This window comes from Mesorhizobium sp. WSM4837 (genome assembly GCF_055811435.1).
Genome location: NZ_JBVVQE010000024.1, coordinates 79,158 through 97,941 on the forward strand (window position 1 = coordinate 79,158; position 18,784 = coordinate 97,941).

Annotated in this window: 15 protein-coding genes and 1 pseudogene; 14 read left to right on the top strand and 2 right to left on the bottom strand. The window is 58.7% G+C overall.

The window, feature by feature from the left end:
- Positions 1–149: 149 nt before the first annotated feature.
- The 4 genes from AC0L3D_RS16400 to AC0L3D_RS16415 all read left to right on the top strand — a co-directional run bounded on the left by AC0L3D_RS16400 (position 150) and on the right by AC0L3D_RS16415 (position 4,647).
- Positions 150–1,175, top strand: a complete 1,026-nt coding sequence (locus tag AC0L3D_RS16400; RefSeq protein ID WP_473645055.1) for a glycosyltransferase family 9 protein — start codon at positions 150–152, stop codon at positions 1,173–1,175.
- The gene (locus tag AC0L3D_RS16405; RefSeq protein ID WP_473645057.1) at positions 1,165–2,337 is read left to right on the top strand and encodes a glycosyltransferase family 9 protein; all 1,173 of its coding nucleotides are present in this window, start codon (positions 1,165–1,167) and stop codon (positions 2,335–2,337) included. Before AC0L3D_RS16400 ends, AC0L3D_RS16405 begins: the two co-directional genes overlap by 11 nt.
- A 154-nt stretch (positions 2,338–2,491) precedes the next feature.
- Positions 2,492–3,565, top strand: a complete 1,074-nt coding sequence (locus AC0L3D_RS16410; RefSeq protein ID WP_473626593.1) for a glycosyltransferase — start codon at positions 2,492–2,494, stop codon at positions 3,563–3,565.
- Between the two features lie 485 nt (positions 3,566–4,050).
- Positions 4,051–4,647 (top strand): sulfotransferase family protein, encoded by a 597-nt coding sequence (locus AC0L3D_RS16415; RefSeq protein WP_473626594.1) that lies wholly within the window; start codon positions 4,051–4,053, stop codon positions 4,645–4,647.
- A 21-nt stretch (positions 4,648–4,668) separates the two neighbouring features.
- Here AC0L3D_RS16415 and AC0L3D_RS16420 read toward each other — a convergent pair whose 3' ends face one another.
- On the bottom strand, positions 4,669–5,586 hold the full coding sequence (locus tag AC0L3D_RS16420; RefSeq protein ID WP_473626595.1) for a sulfotransferase family protein: 918 nt from the start codon (positions 5,584–5,586) through the stop codon (positions 4,669–4,671).
- Positions 5,587–5,759: 173 nt separating this feature from the next.
- Between AC0L3D_RS16420 and AC0L3D_RS16425 the strand changes: the two genes are divergently transcribed.
- The 9 genes and pseudogenes from AC0L3D_RS16425 (at position 5,760) to AC0L3D_RS16465 (ending at position 16,618) form a co-directional block, all read left to right on the top strand.
- Positions 5,760–6,929 (top strand): glycosyltransferase family 4 protein, encoded by a 1,170-nt coding sequence (locus AC0L3D_RS16425; protein ID WP_023799613.1) that lies wholly within the window; start codon positions 5,760–5,762, stop codon positions 6,927–6,929.
- A 107-nt stretch (positions 6,930–7,036) separates the two neighbouring features.
- Positions 7,037–7,348 (top strand): annotated as a pseudogene (locus tag AC0L3D_RS16430) (glycosyltransferase family 2 protein); the annotation flags it as partial.
- 75 nt (positions 7,349–7,423) lie between these two features.
- A complete protein-coding gene (locus AC0L3D_RS16435) occupies positions 7,424–7,852 on the top strand; it encodes a glycosyltransferase family protein (RefSeq protein WP_473645065.1) in 429 nt (142 codons plus the stop codon).
- Between the two features lie 78 nt (positions 7,853–7,930).
- Entirely contained in the window at positions 7,931–8,662 is a 732-nt protein-coding gene (locus AC0L3D_RS16440) for a glycosyltransferase (protein ID WP_473626598.1), read from the top strand.
- Positions 8,663–9,242: 580 nt separating this feature from the next.
- Entirely contained in the window at positions 9,243–10,382 is a 1,140-nt protein-coding gene (locus tag AC0L3D_RS16445) for an acyltransferase family protein (protein ID WP_128245253.1), read from the top strand.
- A gap of 1,041 nt (positions 10,383–11,423) precedes the next feature.
- Positions 11,424–12,143 (top strand): Crp/Fnr family transcriptional regulator, encoded by a 720-nt coding sequence (locus AC0L3D_RS16450; RefSeq protein WP_473626601.1) that lies wholly within the window; start codon positions 11,424–11,426, stop codon positions 12,141–12,143.
- Between the two features lie 395 nt (positions 12,144–12,538).
- Positions 12,539–13,309 carry a response regulator transcription factor gene (locus tag AC0L3D_RS16455; protein WP_287050089.1) on the top strand — a complete coding sequence of 257 codons (771 nt, stop codon included), beginning with the start codon at positions 12,539–12,541 and terminating at the stop codon, positions 13,307–13,309.
- A 59-nt stretch (positions 13,310–13,368) separates the two neighbouring features.
- On the top strand, positions 13,369–15,312 hold the full coding sequence (locus AC0L3D_RS16460) for a GNVR domain-containing protein (RefSeq protein WP_473626637.1): 1,944 nt from the start codon (positions 13,369–13,371) through the stop codon (positions 15,310–15,312).
- Positions 15,313–15,727: 415 nt separating this feature from the next.
- Entirely contained in the window at positions 15,728–16,618 is an 891-nt protein-coding gene (locus AC0L3D_RS16465) for a sugar transferase (RefSeq protein ID WP_473626602.1), read from the top strand.
- A gap of 71 nt (positions 16,619–16,689) precedes the next feature.
- Here AC0L3D_RS16465 and AC0L3D_RS16470 read toward each other — a convergent pair whose 3' ends face one another.
- Positions 16,690–16,932, bottom strand: coding sequence for a hypothetical protein (locus AC0L3D_RS16470; protein ID WP_473626603.1), 243 nt, complete (start codon positions 16,930–16,932; stop codon positions 16,690–16,692).
- A gap of 149 nt (positions 16,933–17,081) precedes the next feature.
- Between AC0L3D_RS16470 and AC0L3D_RS16475 the strand changes: the two genes are divergently transcribed.
- A complete protein-coding gene (locus AC0L3D_RS16475) occupies positions 17,082–18,557 on the top strand; it encodes a hypothetical protein (RefSeq protein WP_287050093.1) in 1,476 nt (491 codons plus the stop codon).
- The last annotated feature ends 227 nt before the right edge of the window (positions 18,558–18,784 follow it).

Genomic DNA, 18,784 nt, shown 5'->3' on the forward strand with positions numbered 1-18,784 from the left:
GGTCAATCCTTGAAAAGGCAAGAGCCGCCGACTTGCGCCCGCAAGGTGTTGACGGCAAGCGGCTGCAGAAGGTTCTCGATCGGGCAAAGAAGTTTTTTAAGCGCCCCTCTCGCCATGCTGACGAAAGCGTCAAACGCCATGCGAGCCTGATGGCGCAGAGTGTCGAACGGCATGACTGGCAGGCGGCCCGGGAACACGCGCTGGCACTCGGCCTGGTCGGTGAGCAGCTTGGCGATCGCGGGCTTGTCAAAAAAGCTGGGCGTGGACTGAGACGTCTCCGCGGCGGCAATCGTGCCTGGCAGTTGATTGCATCGAGCAAACAAGTGCCCGGCCGGCCCGAATGGGATGGCAGTGATCTTGCGGGTCGTAGGCTTGCCGTCGAGCGGCGCGAAGGTGATCTTGCAATTTTCCTCCAGTTCGCGTCGCTGCTTGGGCCGGTGGTCGCAGCTGCCGACCGATGCACCGTCTTCGTCGAGCCGCGACTCGCGCCACTTTATCGCCGAACCTATCCTGCGCTCGATGTCAGGCTAGAGCGAGAAGGGGAACTGGCTGCGGTGGACGCCGATGTCTTCGCCAGTTTCGAGACACTGGCGAGGTACTTCTGGCCGGATGAGCCGACAGCGCGCGCGCCCTTCGTTCCGTTGGAGCCGGACCACCGACTGGTCGCCCAGCTGCGCAGCACCTATCTCGATCGTGGCCCGGGGCCTCTGATCGGCTTCGCCTGGGGAAGCCTGAACAAGAGCAAGGACCTGCCGGTTCTGGACGATTGGCGGGCGCTGCTCAGCAATCTGCCGGGACGTTTCATCAGTATGCAGTATGGCGATGTCGGGCCAGCGCTCGCCGAATTCGAACGCTCGGCGCCGGGACGCATCATCCATGACGCTTCCGTCGACCAGTTGTCGGATATGGACCGCTTTGCCGCGCAAATCGCAGCGCTCGATGCGGTGGTGACGATCAGCAATACCGGCGCCAATCTGGCCGGAGCGCTTGGCGTCCCGACTGTCGTCATGCTCGACGATGGGTTTCGGCTGTCGTGGCCTGCCTTCGGCGAGACCGTCGCCACATATCCAAGCGTTCGACTGGTGCGAAAGGGCGGCCGGGCGTGGGCGTCCGCCATGCGGGAAGCAGGTGGACGGGTTGCGCAAATCGTCGGTGGAGCTGGTGATGGAAGCTAGTCAACTGCTTGGCCGGGTTCGCCGAGTTATGGCGCTCGCAGGCTACAATTACAAGGTCTGGTTCCGTCGTCACCGGCGGCAGCTTTTCCTGCGCTGGCGCGATAGCGACATTGCCGATCAGATGGCGGACTATAGGCGAAGCATCGAGGCGCGCGACTGGTCGGCGGCGCTGCCGAAAGCCTTGGCGCTGGGATCGATCGCGAAGTCGAGACGCGAGGTCTACCTGCTCGACGAACTTAGCAAGGCGCTGATGCGTATGGGCGCCTACGGCCCTGCGGCCGAGCTCAAGATCGCCCGGCGCCACATCGTCGAGGGCCGCGTCGACGGCGAATGGCTCGGCCAGGATATCTCGGACCGGGTCCTGCTCGTCGATCTGATGGAAACCGAAAAGCAGGGTCTGGCCACCGCGATCCACCATGCGAGTTCCGTCGGCCGCGCGCGCGCCCGCGCGGCTCGCCTGATCGTCCTGGTCGAGCACCGCTTGGTGCCGCTGTTTCAGCGGACATTTCCCGCCGCCGATGTGCGGGCCGTCGGTCCGGGGAGCAAGGCCGCCTATGGCGAGGCCCAGCTCTTCGCCGGCGTCCAGCATCTGACTGCCGTGTTCGAGACGAATGAGACCACGATCCGGGAGCATTTTGTTCCCCTCAAGCCGGATCCGGCGCGGGTCGCTGAGCTTCGCGCCCGCTATCGCAAGGATGACCTGCCGTTGGTCGGCATCGCATGGGGCAGCTCCAATCCTGGCAAGGACCTGCCGCCACTTACGGCATGGCGCGGGCTTATCAGCCGTCCGGACCTCCGGTTCGTTTCGCTGCAATATGGCCGGATCGAGCCCGACCTGAAAATCCTGACCGATGGTGATCCCGCGCGCATCTTGCACGACGTCTTGGTGGATCAACTTGTCGACATGGATCTTTTCGCGGCGCAGGTTGCCGCGATGGACGCCGTGGTAACCATCAGCAATACCGGGGCGCATCTGGCGGGCGCGCTCGGCATCCCGTCGGTCTTTATTCTTGGCGATGGGTTCAAACGTTCCTGGCCGGTCGAGGGCGATCGCACGCCCTACTATCCCTCCGCCGTGCTGGTCTCGAAACGGGAACGGCCTTGGGCCGCGGTGATGGAAGACGCGCAAAACCACATGGGCTCACTCATCAGCGCTGGTTGAATCCACCGCCCAAGGCACCGCGAGTGTGCCAGGCAGGTTACAACCGGCGGAGAGTTAGGCGCCTTTCTTGACGGCGAGAGCATTGTAAACTAACCGGCGGGCGGCCGTTCTAGATTTTGCGGATAAGAGGCGATGCATATCTTTGGGTAGTAGTTTGGGAAAAAAGGCGTCTTCTCCTGTCAGCGATGGCTTTGTGCAGCGGCTCCTCGCGGCGTACCGGCTTGTGCATCCAGGAAATCTGTTCAAGCGCGGGCGTATCTACGCTCGCGGCAGGGCAGCGACGAGGACGGTCTACTTCGTCCCACACAACCGCAACAATGTTCGGCTGCTGGCTGACGCGGCAGAAATTCTGGGTGACCGCGGCATCCGCTGCGTGTTCGCGCATCTCGATGGATTGAAACGCGGCGGCGTAGCGCGACCTGAACTCAACACCCGAGGAATATCGCATATCGGCTTTGCTGACCTCGAGCGGATGATCAGGCCCGGTGACATGCTGGTGACGGGAAGTGACTTTGCGCCGCAATTTTTTAGGCGATTCATCGACTCCATCAACTTCGGCATGGTCCGTGTGGTCGGCCTCATCGGAGGTGCGCGAGAGCTGCGGCCGCATCGATTTGTGAGAGCTGACTACATCCTGTCGATGGGACCAGCGGCGCTGCAGCAAAGGCGACAGCCGACATATGTTGTCGGCTCCCCGGTCATTGAGCGTGCCGCCGCAAGCGCTGGTGCCAGGCACGACGAAGGGCTTTTTATGCTGGTGAACTTCAAGGGGAATATCGAGGACCCCGCAGATCGCCAGGCGATTGAAGCCGTGGCAGCCGCATGTGCAAAACTCGGCCTTGCCCATGTCGTTAGCGTCCACCCCACGATGTTCGCAAAAGTCGATATGCCGAACAAATCGCCGTTGGATTTCGCACAACTGCTCCCGGACGCTCTGGCGCTCGTAACGCGCCCAAGCACCACTGTTTATGAAGCAATCGCCTGCGGCATTCCGGTGGTGCTGTTTCCGCCGGTTTCGCCCATGGTCGAGTTCGACAGGCCCATGGGCGCTTTCAAACCAACGTTGTCGGAGCATGACCTCGTCGAGGACATCCGCGCTGCGGTCAGGTCAAGACCGACCTATTTTGAGCAAAGCCGGGACTTCCTCAATGCCAATCTGTCGATTGATCCAAAGGTGCCGGCTTCGCAACGGATTGCCGAAGCCTTAATCGATATTTACAATCGCTGATCCGCTCGATCAAAGTGCCGCAATCGGAGTCTATAAGTTGAGTTTGTAGTCCGCCTTTTTGCAAGGAAGCCGCCCCCTCCCTTGTCGTCTCGTTTCCCAAATCCGGGCGGACTTGGCTGCGCGTAATGCTTGACGACCTGGGGCGTCGCCGACCAGAAGAATCTGAGGGGCATTGCGCAAATCGACCCGACAAATCTCGCTACAACGGCTCCTAGCGCGACACTGCGGTGTCTGATATTTCAGGCGCAAGTCACGTTCGAAAGATTGCGCTTCTGCGCTATGAAGATGTGCGGCGGGATACAAACGATGCTTGCCCGGCTCGATTACTGGAAATGGCTCGATGAATCCTTTCAGCGACATGGCATATCTCATGTCGACGACAGGGCAGGTGTGAATTGATCCGATGCAAAGGCTTTGTCTGCGGATGCGGGCATAGCGGCACCACGCTGATAGCGACGATCCTTGCCTCGCATGCCGATGTCTTTTTGCCATTCGAAGAAACCAACGTGTTTTTCAAATGGACTCCACTTGCGCTGTATCGCTACTCGAAGCTGGAACGGGCGGCCATTGGGGCGGGCAAGTCGGTGCTGCTTGAAAAGACACCGCGTCATATCAGACGTGTCGACCGGATACGACGCCTGGTGCCGGGCGCGAAGTTCGTGATGCCGGTACGCGATGGGCGCGATACCGTTGCTTCGCTGACCAAGCGGCTTGGTGATGCGACCGAGAGCCTGGATCGCTGGATTTCGGACAACACAATGGTGCTTGCCGAGCGCGGCAGCACGGACGTCCTGATTTACCGCTACGAAGATCTTGTCAATGACCCGGAAGCGACCATCGAAAAGATCTGCACCTTCCTGGGATTGTCGTTCGACCAGAGTTTGCTCGACTATCATCGGAACCCGCAACGATGGTTCACACTCGATGCGCAACCCCAACATGCCGCGCTCCGCAACCAGCAGGTCAACAAGCCGATCTATGATGGCCGCGGCCGCTGGAAGACCGAACTGGGTCAAATGGAATTGAAGGAGCTTACCGAGGGACGCGGCAAACCGCTGATGCAGGCGTTCGGGTATGTTTGAGGGTTCCGTCGCGCGGATTGTTCACTCTGGAAGCGCGCGCGGATAGCCAAACTGATCGAAGTCGCGCTCATAGGCGCGGTAAATCGTATCGGCCAGTTCTGGCGTGAAATAGTCGGCAAGCCTGCGGCGCGAGGAGGTGTGCAGAGGTGGCATCGCCGCGCGTCGCATTTCCTCGCTTGCACCGACATGATCGAGAACCTGTTCGAAATCTCGTGCGAAAGTCTCGGTTTTGCCGATGAGGTCGAACACAACGCCTGGAAGGTTGACGATGTCGCTTTGCCTCTGCCAATGCTTGTCGATGCGCCATGTCGAGGTCGTGCAGGCAAAGGCGACGAAATCAGCAAACGACAGGCTCTTGTCAGCACCGACAGGCAGCGACGGATCCGCCCTTTCGCGATGGGCCAGATAGACCTCCACCCTGCCATAGCCAGGCACAAGGGGGCGGTCGCGATATTGGTCGGCCCAGCACGACAACAGCCTTGTATAGGGATTGCGAACGAAGGTGAACCGCAAGGCTTCGGGACTTGTGGCCATGCGATGGAACTGCACGATGCCATGGCGAGGCGCCTGCAAGCTCGACGCCTTTCGGTTGTGCACCTTCCAGTTCTGGTCGCTGCGCCACTCCGACACGGTATCATTGCCGATCATGGCTGCAAGGTTGCTGCGAATGCGGCTGCTCGCCGCCTTCGGCGTGGCGAGATACAGGATCTTGAGTTGCGGGACGACGTCGATCAGGTCGTCCGGCAGATAAGCCGTCTGCATCGCTCTGCTGTAGAAAGCCAGAGCTTCCGGATGCGCCCAGGCTAGAAACGGCTCCTTGACCAGACCGCGGAGATTTCGCAGCCCCGGTCGCAACGAGCGCTCCAGGCGGCGGATCACGCCGACTTTGCGTTTGCCCGAGACGGTCTTGTCGGCGGGCGAGACATGGCTGGTGGTCATCGGCAAAAACCCTCGCCTTGAAAGCAGTCTACCGTCGTGGCATAGCCGCAACCAGCGGAACTATACGCCAGCGCCCCGATCCAGGACCGGCTTGCCACGCTTAATAGACTGCGAGCAAAGTCCCGCCAAGTTGGAAAGCTTGATTGGCTTGCAAAAGGGCGTAGCGAGGTCGCATGGATTTGCCACGGCATGATCAACGGGTTCAAGCTGACCCGAAAAAGCCTATCCTGTTCGTGCGCCAGCGTTACGCGCCCTTTGGCGGAGGCGAGATCATGCTGGAAAACATCATGGCGGCGTTCGCCGCGCGTCAACGGCCGGTGGCCGTGCTGTCAGGCGACTGGCCGCGACACGAAGGCATAGAGTTCATCCAGTGCGCCGGCCGCCGCTTTCCCCGCTACCTGCGGGCGACGTCCTTTGCCCGAGCCGCCTGCCGCAAGATCGCCGAAATGCCGCCGGCCCTGGTGCAGAGCAACGATCGCCTTCCGTGCTGCGACGTCTTCCGTGCCGGGGAAGGCGTTCATGCCGCCTATCTTGCCGAGCGACGGCGTTTCGAGACGCGGCTTGGCACGGCAGCGATGGCGCTGAGCCCGTTTCACCGCCAGACGCTGCGCCTCGAGCGCGCGACCTATGGCAGCCCACGGCTTAAAGCGGTGATTGCCATTTCGAAAATGGTGGCGGAGGACATTGTCCGTCACTACGACTATCCGGCCGAACGCGTGCACCATATTCCCAACGGGGTCGACCTGGAGCGCTTCAACCTGGAGTTGCGAAGACAGCATCGAGCCGTGGTCCGCTCACGGCTTGGCGTCGACGATGACAGGCCGGTCGTTCTCTTCGTAGGCTCGGGTTTTGCGCGAAAAGGACTTCTTGCCTTGATGAAGTCTGTCGCAATGCTCGATGGTGAGCCGGAGTTATGGGTCATTGGCCACGATTCGCGCGCCGATACGTTCCAGCGGGCCGGTGACAGGCTTGGTCTTGGTGCAAGGCTCCGAATGCTGGGGCCGCAAAAAGATACGCTGCCATGGTACGGCGCCGCCGACATTGCGGTGCTGCCTTCCATCTATGATCCATTCGGCACAGTGGTGATCGAAGCCATGGCCAGCGGCTTGCCCGCCGTCGTCAGCACCGGGTGTGGGGCGCGCGAGCTTGTCGATCGCTTCGAGCCGACGCTTGTTTGCGACGCAGCCAGCGTAAACCACCTCGCCGCCGGGCTTGCCCGCGCCTTGCTGCTGTCGTCACGGCCCGAGACTGCGGCCAGGGTCAGGGCGGCAGCCGAACACTACGATTTCAACGTCATGATCAGGAGAATGATAGCGCTGTACGAAAATCTCGACCTGAAATAATTTTCGACATATTTTTTGAATCCGTTAGGATCACCGGAGTGCCAACCGGCCGGGGGACAGTTTCATTTGAACAACAGTCGCAGTTTTGATGCCGGAACCGTCTGACCGTGCCGGCGCTCTCAGTCGTCATAATCAGCCGCAATGAGGAAGCGTGCATTGCACGTTGCCTTCGCTCGGTACATTTTGCCGACGAAATCGTCGTCCTCGACAATAACAGCACCGATCAGACCAGGGACATCGCTAGCGGGCTCGGGGCCAAGGTGCTGATCACCTTGGATTGGCCGGGTTTCGGCGCGCAAAAAAACCGCGCCCTCGCCGCGGCGACAGGCGATTGGGTCCTTTCGCTTGATGCCGACGAATGGGTCGAGCCGCCGCTGGCAGCGGAAATCAGGGCCGCAATCGCCAGCCCGAAAGGCTGTGACGGCTTCGAAATACCAAGACGATCGCGTTTTTGTGGGCGTATTGTCCGCCATGGCGGCTGGTCGCCCGATCTGGTGCTCAGGCTTTTCCGTCGCCAGTCCGGCCGCTTCAGCAACGACACCGTGCATGAGAAGGTGGTGGTGAATGGCAAGGTCTCGCGATTGTCCCACCCCCTGGAGCATGACTCCATCGCCGACCTGGCGGACGCGCATGACAAGATAGGCAGATACGCGCAAGCGTCCGCCGCGCGGATGCTTGCCGAGGGGAAAAAAAGCTCGATCAGCAAGGCGGTTTTGCGCTCGGTCTGGGCTTATATGAACAGCTATGTCTTCAGGCTGGGGTTTCTGGACGGTTCGACCGGTGCGATGGTCGCCGCTTATTCGGCCGGCTACACCTATCAGAAATGGGCGCTTGTCGCGTTGGGTGGCAAGTCGAGGTGCGCCGAGGAAAGCCGGGCCGGGGTGAACGGCAAATCCGCGGGCTTTAGAAATCGCCCCGGCTAATTTCCGCGCCATTGTTGCCGAGTTGTTGCCAGACAGTTAGTGTGTGCCCGTTTTGAAATTGGAGCCAAGGTACTGAATATGACTGATGCGTTTAGGGTATTCGTTGGATGGGACAGCCGTGAGCCGATCGCCTACGACGTGGCGCGGCACTCTTTGCTCAAAAACGCTTCGGTGCCTGTCTCCGTCATTCCAATCAAGCAGGACGAGCTGCGTGCCCGTGAACTGTATTGGAGGGAGAAAGATCCGCTCGCGTCAACAGAGTTCACTTATACGCGGTTTCTCACGCCTTTTCTCGCCGACTATACGGGCTGGGCTTTGTTCTGCGATTGCGACTTCCTGTGGCTCGGTGACGTCGCAGGTTTGCTGGAATACACGAAGTCGAACAAGGCGGTCTATTGTGTCCAGCACGACTACACGCCGAAGGCCACCACCAAGATGGATGGCGTTGTCCAGACATCCTACCCTCGAAAAAACTGGTCCTCGCTGATGCTGTTCAATTGCGCGCATCCTGCGGTTAAATCGCTTACGCCGGAGGTCGTGAACCGCGAAAGTGGCGCCTACCTCCACCGAATGCAGTGGGTCGCCGATGAGGATTTGGGCTCGCTGCCGGTAGAGTGGAACTGGCTTGAAGGTTGGAACGAAAAGCCGGCGCATGGCACACCCAAGGCGGTCCACTATACAAGTGGCGGTCCGTGGTTTGCCGAGTGGCAGAATGTCGACTATGCGGATCTGTGGATAGCCGAACGCGACGAATTCCTGAGCAGTGCCGATCAAGCAGAGGCTGCTCTTTCGCGCTCGGCGACCCGGTAGCCAGTCAAAAAACCCAGTGCTGGCGGGCCCTCTACACCTGCCCGTCCAGCCATTCCCGCAAATCGCGGTCCTGCTTGTTTTCGGCAATGGGCAGCGAGGGCCGCCTCCAGACATACCAGATGGCGGCAAGCACGCCGGCAGCCCACGTGCCGGCGAAAACATTCGCAATGAGGTCGATTGGAACCTCCCAAGCCGGCTAGAACATTAGCACGGCATCATTTAGGAGGGCGACACCAATTAGGAGTAGAGCGGGTGGAGCCGTAGGAACCTCACCGCCATCCACCGTCTCAACCAGTTATCCCTTGCGAGGTCGCGGCAAGACGGCGATGAGCAACAGCCATGCGGTCACCTTGGAAGACGGCGCGTAGCATTCTTCGTCAATGGCAACGATCGGACGCAACGCTGCTCAACATGTCAAGGCGCCGAGCAATCCAGGCGTAGCAGTTCGGTGGATCTGCCCACGAAACGGGTCATATCCGACGGTTAATCAATTCGGCTATGTCCGAATGTAGCAGCAGGCGTACTGACCGTTTCACGATAGTATTCGGCCTTGGCCTCTGGCAAGGTTCGGAAACATTATATGGAACGCAATGTCCACTACCACGTCATGGACTTCTTGCGCATTTTTGCAGCGCTCTTGGTGCTGCTGAACCATTTCGCGACATTCGCCTGGAGCAGTGCGTCAGTCACCGAGGGAAGCGATGTCGCCTTCGGTTTTCTGTCGGCGTTTGCCGGTTTGGGTGCTGTAGGGGTCGAAGTTTTTTTCGTAATTTCCGGGTTCGTCATTGCCATGAGCGCTGCAGGCGAAGGGGGCGCGTCGCAAGCGCTGCGCTTCGCGCGCATGCGCGCTACGCGTATTTTGCCCGCCCTGTGGCTGTCCGCGCTCGTCAGCTTGGCCGCACGAGCTCTCTATGGCGAGGATTTTTCCCATCTTCTGATGGATTTTTTCAGATCGGTAACCTTGTCTCCCAAGGGCCCTTATATCGACGGGGTCGTATGGTCGCTCGTCGTCGAGGCCGTATTCTACCTCCTGGTAGCCGCGTCAATTTTGTCGAGGTTTCGCTTATCACTCTATGATCTGGCCAAAATAATAGGGTTTTCGAGCTCGGTATACCTTCTCATTCTCTCCGGGTTGCACTTGCTGCCGCCGTCCACGCGGCCGGAAGAAGCGATATCAGTGCTTTCGCGGTTCCCCTTCAAACTGCTTCTGCTGCAGCACGGCGTTTTCTTCGCGACCGGCATGATCATCTTTCTTGTCAGGAACGGCGGCGACGGCCGTAGCGAAATGGGACATGCGGGGAAGACGATATTGATATTGTTTTTTGGCTGTATGGGCACTGCTGAAATTTTTATGTCGGTTGAACGCGGTTATGCATATAAAACCGCCGCCGTGATTGTGTGGTTGATGTGCATGTATGCAATGGCAGCAGGAATAAGGTATAATGAATTCATTAAATACAATATTTCAGGCTACCGGAATTTTGTGAGATACATTGGGGGAATTAGCTATCCAGTATATCTGAATCATTACTCGGTTGGAATGGTTGTGGTCTGGTGGTTGTTTTCATTAGGTTTTTCGACGCCCCTTGCCTTTGTACTGTCTATGCTATGCGTTTTGGGTTTGAGCATGGCAGTCATGTCCCTGGAAAAGCGGATTCAAAACGCCATCAGGCGAGAGTTTCCTAGACCCGACGCCAAGCGAGATCAAATGGCAGTTTAGCGCGTCTCCGAGAGGAGGGCAGGAAATCCCACGGTTTTTGCGTGGTGAGCAGGGGATCCGGGCGACTACATCGATAATCACGGGCCGAGCAAGGCGACATTTTCGGCGTGACCTGAGTTATCGGTCCGCCAGGGCGGACCAATCCGGCCGCAAGCCGCAACCGGAGCCACCGCGACTTGGCGGGAGCACCAACCCTATGGAGCGCAACAGGGCGGTTGAGGCGGCCGCTCGCCCTGAAGCGCGTCGCCCTCTTCAGGGTGCGTGGCGAGCGTCTCTTCGCACGTGCGAGGCAATCGGGGCTTCAGAGCTAACGCGAATGGAGTACTCGCGCCTGTGTCGCGGCTGAACCCGGAGAGAGTTTGGCTCGAAAGAGGGACGGTCAATCGACGCGTTCCGGTCCTGAAACTGCAGCGTTACTCATCGAGCCGAAGTGGCCGAATCTGTGAATGAACGCTCTCGTCCGTTCAAACCTTGTCACCGCACTGAGGAATTCTCGTACCGGGCCGAGCGCGACCTGCCGGCTTTGTGAGGCATCTGGCCTGCAGCGGTTGCACTTGAGTGACCCGGTGCTGCTCGATCTGGCGGAACCCTAGGTGCTGTCTGGGAGTGAAATCAGAAGGTTGCATGGATGGGGTAGCGGCACGTTCCGCCCGATGTTGAACGACCGCCGGTTCGCCCGCGACAACTTAAGCGCGACCGCAAGTCAGCAGCAATGCCTGGCCTTGCTGTCGGTAGGCTAGCCAGTCACGCCGAAAGCCGTAAGCATCCGGAAGGGTGGCGTGGTCGAAAGTTGCACGGTGTCCATCAATCGCTTCCGACCGCCGGAGACCTCACCATTCGAATGGATGGTGCAGAACGTCGGTCGAGCTTTATGATGAATTCGGGTCCTACTGCGCTCGATCAGGTGTGATCCTTGCTTTTTTGTGAGAGTGCAGTGCAATATCACCCAATGGTTGTAGCCCGTGCAGGGTACTCAACACGTCAAAGCTGGAGTACGTTTTTGCTTAGGGAGGGTATCAGGGGAGGATTGGCGGGGTTCGAATGACGTATGCTACAAGCCTTTCATTGAGTGAGAATGAAAACCGTCCGACGTCAGTCGCAGTCAAAAGCGACGATAAGGCGTATATCAAGGCGCTAGGCTTCATGCCGAAGCGATATGCGGCGCAGACCGCTATCGTCAATCAGGGGGAGGACGGCGATCGCGTCTATATAATCGAGTCTGGCTGGGGTTGCATTTCTCATGACCTTGCCGGGGGACAGCGACAGATTTTGGACTTTGCCCTGAAGGGCGACATTGTCCTGCCACAGACGTATACGGGCGCTGCTCTCCAGACATTTGTGGCTCAAACCGACCTTGCGGTGCTGGAAGCCTCGGCCAAGACGCTTGCTCTTGGAGCAGCGAAGTCGCCCCACATAGCCTCGCTTTTTCTTGAAACGCTGGCGCGCCAGCGAGCGCTTGTTGCCCAACACCTCACCAATATAGGCCGACGCAGCGCCTTGGCGCGTACAGCGCACTTGCTGCTCGAGCTGAGAGCGCGCTTGGAGCGCGTCGGCGCTGCCAGCCGCACTGGCTTTGCATGCCCTCTCACCCAGTATGACCTCGCGGACGCGCTCGGCCTGACGCCGGTCCATGTCAATCGAATGCTGCGGGAATTACGGGAACGCGGGTTTCTGGAGTTCCGCCAAGGTCACGTCCGCGTGCTGGATCGGCTGGGCGTAACGAAGTTTGCCGAGTTCGATGACAGGTATATCGATGGTTGACACTTACTTTGGCGCACGATGCAAAGGCGGTGCGACGCGCCTGAAGCCGCGCTGCCATCGGCGACGCCCGCTGTCTTTAGCGACGGTCCGCCGCGCCTGGCAAACAACGCGATGTCGGTGAGTTCTCTGGCTACCATCCCTCCTAGACCAAATTGCTAGGGCCAAGTGAAGGGATAGAAAATTTTTTACCTTTCATTAACCTAAATTAGTGAAGGCACATCTTTTCGGCGATAAACATTATGGACGGGGTAGTGCTGTCCAAGGTGGGGCTTGGGAAATCCCGAGGTTATAGTGAAGGCGACGCGAACAGATCATCGTTTGCGGGAAATAGTATTTGCCTGCAGTACATATCGTACTGGTCTCGAAACGTTGGGTAGAGTTTGGGGAGTAAGTTCATGGTTCCGACAATTCAACTGGATAGCAAATCACCCGGTGCACTTGAATTCGTATCGCGCAAGGCTGGGAATGGAATACATCTTCATAGACATGGCTTGACCGAATCTTGCCTGGCTCTGCTAGACGAGCGAGTGCTTGACCGACAATGTCTTGCGCAATGCCTGACCGCCTATGGCATCGGGAAGGAAATCCTGTCGTTCGGCTCGATCGAAGAGTGGCGGCATCAAGAGAATGCACTGTCGATATCGGCTATTCTGCTGAACGTGGGCAGCCGAAAGGTGACAGATGCAAGGACCGGCAGCGAAATCGCCGATCTCGTGAATGAGGCCCACCCGGTTCCAGTGTTGATTTTGGCCGATACCGACGATCTGGAGCAGATTCTGAAGGCGTTGAATTATGGCGCAAAAGCCTACATCCCTTCATCGATCCGTTTCGAGATCTGTGTTGAAGCCGTAAATCTTGTCCTTGCCGGCGGCACATTTGTGCCGGCAAGCAGCGTGCTTGCCCAGCACAAGGCAATCGACACAACCGCCGATATGACAAGGCCCATGGCGAGTGTGTTCACGGAGCGGCAAGAAGAGGTCGTCCAGGCTCTCAGGCGTGGCAAGGCGAACAAGATAATCGCTCATGAGCTCAACCTTCGCGAGAGCACGGTCAAGGTCCATATCCGCAACATCATGAAGAAGCTGAAGGCGACGAACAGGACGGAGGTCGTCTACAAGCTCAATGAGATGTTTCCTGGCGCCCACCTGTTGGGCCGATCGAGCTAAACGGTTGTCATCATAACAGTGGCGCGGCTGCATGCTCGTAGCGGGACCCATCGGTGGCGATGCTGCTCGAGCGTTGCAGTTCGCCGCTCTTTTTGTTGCAGATATGGATTGAAGCCATGCTAGACCGGCCGTCGGCGGCAATTGCTCACAAGCCATGGCTTGGGGCGGACGCACCGCAGGACTTTATCAGCCTCGCTGACGTTGTCTCGTTTGCTCGGCAGTATCTTTTCTCGATTCTTGCGTTCGTCGTCGCCGGAATCGTTTGCGCCACGTTCTACTTTGCTACCTCAGATCCTATTTATTCGGCGCGCACCCAGATCCTGATCGAACCGAAGATACCCAGAAACCTTCAGCAGCAACCGGCCGAAGTGAACCTGTCGCTCGACACCGCTCAGGTCGAGAGCCAACTTGCAGTTCTGCGCTCCCAGAAGATCGCGATGATGGTGATCGATGATCTTGGACTCCTAGACAATCCAACCTTCAGGGATCTGGACGGTCCGACCATCGGCGAGAGGTTTCGCAGAGCCTGGATGGGCATCGTCGATGCCGGCGGATTCCATGCCGGCAATGCTGCGCTGACGGATTTCTTCCATAGCGTGCTGCCCTGGCCGGATCGTTTGGAGGTGAACGGGCCGCAGCTGGAATCCGAGCGTCGGCGTCGCGCGGTGGAGATATTCAGCGATGGTCTGGATGTCCAGCGTGTCGGTGTCTCCTATGCAATGGACATTACATTCCAGTCTCACGATCCGGCATTGGCGGCACGCGTCGCAAACGCCACAGCAGAAGCGTTCGTGCGCGAGCAAGTTCAAACGACAACAGCAACGGCTAGCGAAGGCATCGCATGGCTGGAAAGGCGGATGCGGGAGGTCGGTGATCAGATGAACAGGGCGACCCGGGTCGCCCAGGAGTTTCGCGCAAAACACGACTACAGCATCGGTCAGGACGAGACGCCCGTCGCCGGACAGGACCTCGTACACAGCGAAGGAAAGCCAACACACCAGATTACGCTAGAGCAATTGGAGGTTACCGCCGACACCTATCGAAAGATGTATGAAAGTCTGCTCGCGGCATATACAAACTCGGTCGACCAACAGCCTTATCTGATCGCCGATGCTCGCGTGATCACGTCCGCGACGAGCCCCAAGAAAGCAAGTCGGCCGCGCAGGACGCTGATCCTCGCCTTTGGCGCACTTGCCGGGATGGTAGCTGGCATCGGGTTCGCCGTGGCGCGACGCGGGCTCGATCGGAACGTGAGGACCCCGCGTCAGATCCGTCGCGAACTGGGCCTGGCCTGTATTGGAGAATTGCCGCCGGTCAGCTTCAGGCGGGGTGGTTTTGGCCGGCTTGACGAGGTACTCAGGAACCCGGACTCTTCATTCAGCGGCAGCCTCAGGAGCGTCAAGGCGATCATGGGCCTGGCCGGGGCCAACGCTTCAACGGGGCGTCGCATCGGAATTACATCCGTGTCCCCCGGCGACGGCAAGAGCACCGTTGTAAGCAATCTGGCGGCGCTGTGTGGGGGGTCGGGCACGGCGACCCTCGTGATCAACGCCGACGATAAGTCGGCACTGGCCAACGAACGTCTCTTTTCCTCCGATTTCACCGTGGTCGATCGGGATTCCGGCAACCCTAAAGACATCAGCAATCAAATCCAATTCATTGAAAAGACATCGTTTTATTATTTGAAGAACGATGCGTCGAATTGGGCGAATTTGCTGATTCCCGATAATATGGAGAAATTGCTGAACGAAGTTGGCAGTTACAGTATTGTCATTGTTGAACTGCCACCGTTCAGTTCCGGTGCCGAAGGGCTTGCTCTCTGCCCGCTTCTTGATGGCGTGATTGTGGTGGCGCAGTGGGGCGTGACGTCGCTTGATCAGCTGGAAGACCTGACGCAGACACTCAAAAACACCAATTCCTCCGTCCTTGGCGTGTTGATGACACGTGTTCGTACTGTTTCGGCCCGGCGTTACCGGAAGCGCGCAGGTCAAGCGCCGCGCTGACATCCTGGCCTCCTCTCGGCAGCACGTCGCGCGCAAAAAGCATGCCCTCGGCCTTGAACCCGGCTTGAACCGAGGGTGCGCAGCGGTTTTGCGATAACGACATGCATCAAAAACAAGAACTTAAAGTTCGTCGCATGAATCCGTTCAAATGCGACGCGCTTTAGAGTCCGCGGCAAGTCTCGACACCGCCCCGTCAATCCGACACTTGCCCGTCAAAGGGAATCCGCGCCCCTTCGGGGCGTCGCGAGTCGAAAAATCGATTCCGATATCGTGCCAGGCATTGAACGGAGCAGCCATTCGTCCATACCCGGCCTAGCAACTAAGGGGTAGGCCACGCTGCCAAACCCCCCCGTTCTACCACCTTTTCCTTGCTTGCCGGAGATCATCCGTCGTCGACAAGATGCAGGCTATAAGTATGAAAATCGAGCGCAAGCGGAAGATGTCCAACGTAATCGAAAGCAACCTGCGGCAGTGCGAAGACCTGGCTGTTGAAGGCTGGACTCTACCGGTCGGAGCCGGGCCCCCCGCGACATCGCTTCTTCGGCGCGACAGCGACGCGGCCGCACGATCGATCACGCCAGACCTTTCGTCGCCTCAACTCAACGCAAGCCATGACCATGGCGCCGTTCCGTTTGAGCCGGATATGCGCACGGCAAGCATTGACGACGATGTGCGGACCGAAAGCCGACAGCCTCTCGGCGGTTGGGCCAAGAGGCTGCTGGATCTGATGGTAGCCTCGACAGCGCTCATTCTGGCCGGTCCGATCTTGGTTCTTATCCCACTTCTGATCAAGGCCACCACAGGCGGTCCGGTGCTGTTCGTTCACCACCGTATTGGATTCAACGGAAAGGTCTTCGACTGCTACAAGTTCCGCACCATGGTACCGAATGCCGAGGAGGTGCTCCAACGGCATCTGAGCTGCAATCCACAAGCCGCCCAGGAATGGGCAGCCAATCAGAAACTGAAGTGCGATCCGCGTATCCTGTTTTTCGGAAGGATGCTTCGCAAATCGAGCCTGGACGAGCTGCCGCAGTTGTTCAACATCTTGCGGGGCGACATGAGTTGCGTCGGCCCGCGTCCTGTCGTTGCCGACGAATTGCAACGCTATGGCGCCGCATCGCATGAATATTTGAAGACGCGGCCAGGACTGACCGGCCTCTGGCAGATAAACGGGAGAAACACAACTGAGTATTCGCACCGCGTATTGCTGGACACGCAGTACGTTCGGACATGGTCTCTACGCCTCGATCTTTCGATCCTGATGCGGACGATACCGGCCATGATGAAGTTCGATCAGACCTCCTGACCTTGGCGATGTCAGGGGCGCGGCAGAAACGGCCTCAAGCGATTTTCGCCGACAAGGGATTGTCGCCCACTCTATTGTCCCCTTGGGCGATGCCGCAGCACGGCAATTGCAAGGCCGACCAGGTAGGCAATTTGGGTGACGACAACAAGATAAAACGTCGAGCGGATGGTGTTTGGAACAGACAGGTGAAGAAGACTGCCTACAGCGACGCTGCCGACGATCACCACCAAGGTCGTCACTATCAGCGCCGGCGCGCGCAACGTAAGCCCTATTGTCAGGGCAAAACCGGCAACGCCGATAATGGCGAGCAACACGGCGACCTCCTCCCTGGGTCAATCTACGCTGCGAGAACCAACCTTATCCTAAGCAAATCAGAGTCGCTGGTTTTTGTGAAGCCAAGCATTCAGCTCAGCGGTTCCGGCGGGGCCGTCAGGGTCTGGATCATTGATGGTCGGAGTGTGAAATGCAGGTTTCCCTCGTTGGGGCACTGATTTGCATGGGACTGCTGGCCCTCGTCGTTTATATGCGCTGGTCGCTGATCACTGCACTGATTGCCTCGCTGGCCTTTGGTGCGACGGCAATCGGGACAATAACCTCGCTTGGCGGTTCATCGCCGCTTATCTTTACCGTCTTTGATATGCTCGTGATAGTAGCCGCGCTGGCTCGACGGGGAATCTGGAGAGAAATAGGCGCGGTCTTCGTTCGTATAGGTGCCGCATGGATCGTCTGCGCGCTGATGATCTATGTCTGCATCGGAGCGCTGTTATTTCCGAGGCTCTTTGCAGGGCAGACAAGCGCCTTCGTCGCTTCCCGCACCGGCAGGGGCGTCTACGAAGCGGCCTTGGCGCCGGTATCGGCCAATATCTCTCAGGCGGGATACTTTATTCTGGGAGGGCTGACGTTCCTGGCGGCCTGTCTGCTGCTTCGGCGCAGCGGCACGTTAGCGGATATCAGGCGGGGCTTCTTCCTGTGGTTCAGCTTGCACGTGCTGATGGGCGCCCTGGATTTGCTGGGCAAGGTGCTCGGTGCCGGCGACGTCCTTGCCCCGATCCGTACGGCCAACTACGCCATGCTGACGCAGGTCACGGAAGCTGGGTTCTGGCGGATCGCGGGGGCGTTTTCAGAGGCATCGTCGTTCGGTGGGGCATCGCTGGCAGGGCTGGCGTTCACCTACACCTATTGGCGCAAGACCGGATCCAAATTCGCATTGGGGTTAGGAGCGGCCCTGTTTGTTCTCCTGCTGCTGTCGACATCGTCGACCGCCTACGTTGGTCTTGCAATCGTAAGCGTGCCCGTTGTCTTTTCCATCGTGAAGTCGCTCGCTTCAGGTCGGCTGAGGTTGGGGGAGGCACTGCTTATCGCGTTGCTACCGCCCTTGCTCCTCTCCGCGATGGCCGCCAGTCTGTTCTATCCACATTTCTTCGATCCGGTCTTGCAGCTTGTCGACAACACGGTAATCAACAAAGTCACATCAGCCTCCGGCCAAGAGCGCAGCTACTGGAACTACAAAAGCCTGCAGTCTTTCTTCGATACAGGTGGACTGGGGGTCGGGTTGGGAAGCTCGCGCGCCTCGAGTTGGCCGATCGCGGTGCTTTCCCAGTTGGGGCTGTTCGGCACCGCGATGATGACAGTTCTGTTGGCAATGCTGGTGCGGGGGGTGCGGGGTGGCCGCGGTCGCATCGATCCCGAGGTCGACGCGATCGCGTCGAGTGTCCGCGCTTGCGCCTTATCGGCGCTCGTGGCTGGATCCCTGGCAAGCGGCGGCGCCGACCCGGGTATCGTTTTCTTGATTCCTCTCGCCGTCGTTCTTGTCAGCCGGTTCTTGCCTGTTGAAGACGACAGTGTTGCTGAGGCTCCTGTAAGGACCCTCCGGCATTCGCGCGATTCCAGCGAACAGGTGATTAAATCGCAGGTCGGCACTGTTCCCGGCCGCGCCTAAAGCGATCTAGGCTCGTCGACCGTGAACTATCCGCAAGCCATTGATCTGGCATGTTGATTGAGGCGGATAGCGGCTTTGGAATTGCAGGATTGGCGGTTTATGAGCGCTGTTTTCCTACAATTCGGTTTTGCGATTCCCTTGTGCTGCGGAGCGTGATTCACTCGGTTCGGCGGCGGCGAATCGAGGGGACGGCGAATGTCCAAGCCACGCGAGAAGCGCGAGACGGG

Excerpts from the sequence above, each read along its gene's own strand:
- AC0L3D_RS16465 (WP_473626602.1), top strand. The coding sequence starts at position 15,728 with ATGAAAATCGAGCGCAAGCGGAAGATGTCCAACGTAATCGAAAGCAAC.
- AC0L3D_RS16475 (WP_287050093.1), top strand. The coding sequence starts at position 17,082 with ATGCAGGTTTCCCTCGTTGGGGCACTGATTTGCATGGGACTGCTGGCC.
- AC0L3D_RS16450 (WP_473626601.1), top strand. The coding sequence starts at position 11,424 with ATGACGTATGCTACAAGCCTTTCATTGAGTGAGAATGAAAACCGTCCG.
- AC0L3D_RS16400 (WP_473645055.1), top strand. The coding sequence starts at position 150 with ATGGCGCAGAGTGTCGAACGGCATGACTGGCAGGCGGCCCGGGAACAC.
- AC0L3D_RS16405 (WP_473645057.1), top strand. The coding sequence starts at position 1,165 with ATGGAAGCTAGTCAACTGCTTGGCCGGGTTCGCCGAGTTATGGCGCTC.
- AC0L3D_RS16445 (WP_128245253.1), top strand. The coding sequence starts at position 9,243 with ATGGAACGCAATGTCCACTACCACGTCATGGACTTCTTGCGCATTTTT.
- AC0L3D_RS16460 (WP_473626637.1), top strand. The coding sequence starts at position 13,369 with ATGCTGCTCGAGCGTTGCAGTTCGCCGCTCTTTTTGTTGCAGATATGG.
- AC0L3D_RS16440 (WP_473626598.1), top strand. The coding sequence starts at position 7,931 with ATGACTGATGCGTTTAGGGTATTCGTTGGATGGGACAGCCGTGAGCCG.
- AC0L3D_RS16420 (WP_473626595.1), bottom strand. The coding sequence starts at position 5,586 with ATGACCACCAGCCATGTCTCGCCCGCCGACAAGACCGTCTCGGGCAAA.
- AC0L3D_RS16425 (WP_023799613.1), top strand. The coding sequence starts at position 5,760 with ATGGATTTGCCACGGCATGATCAACGGGTTCAAGCTGACCCGAAAAAG.
- AC0L3D_RS16455 (WP_287050089.1), top strand. The coding sequence starts at position 12,539 with ATGGTTCCGACAATTCAACTGGATAGCAAATCACCCGGTGCACTTGAA.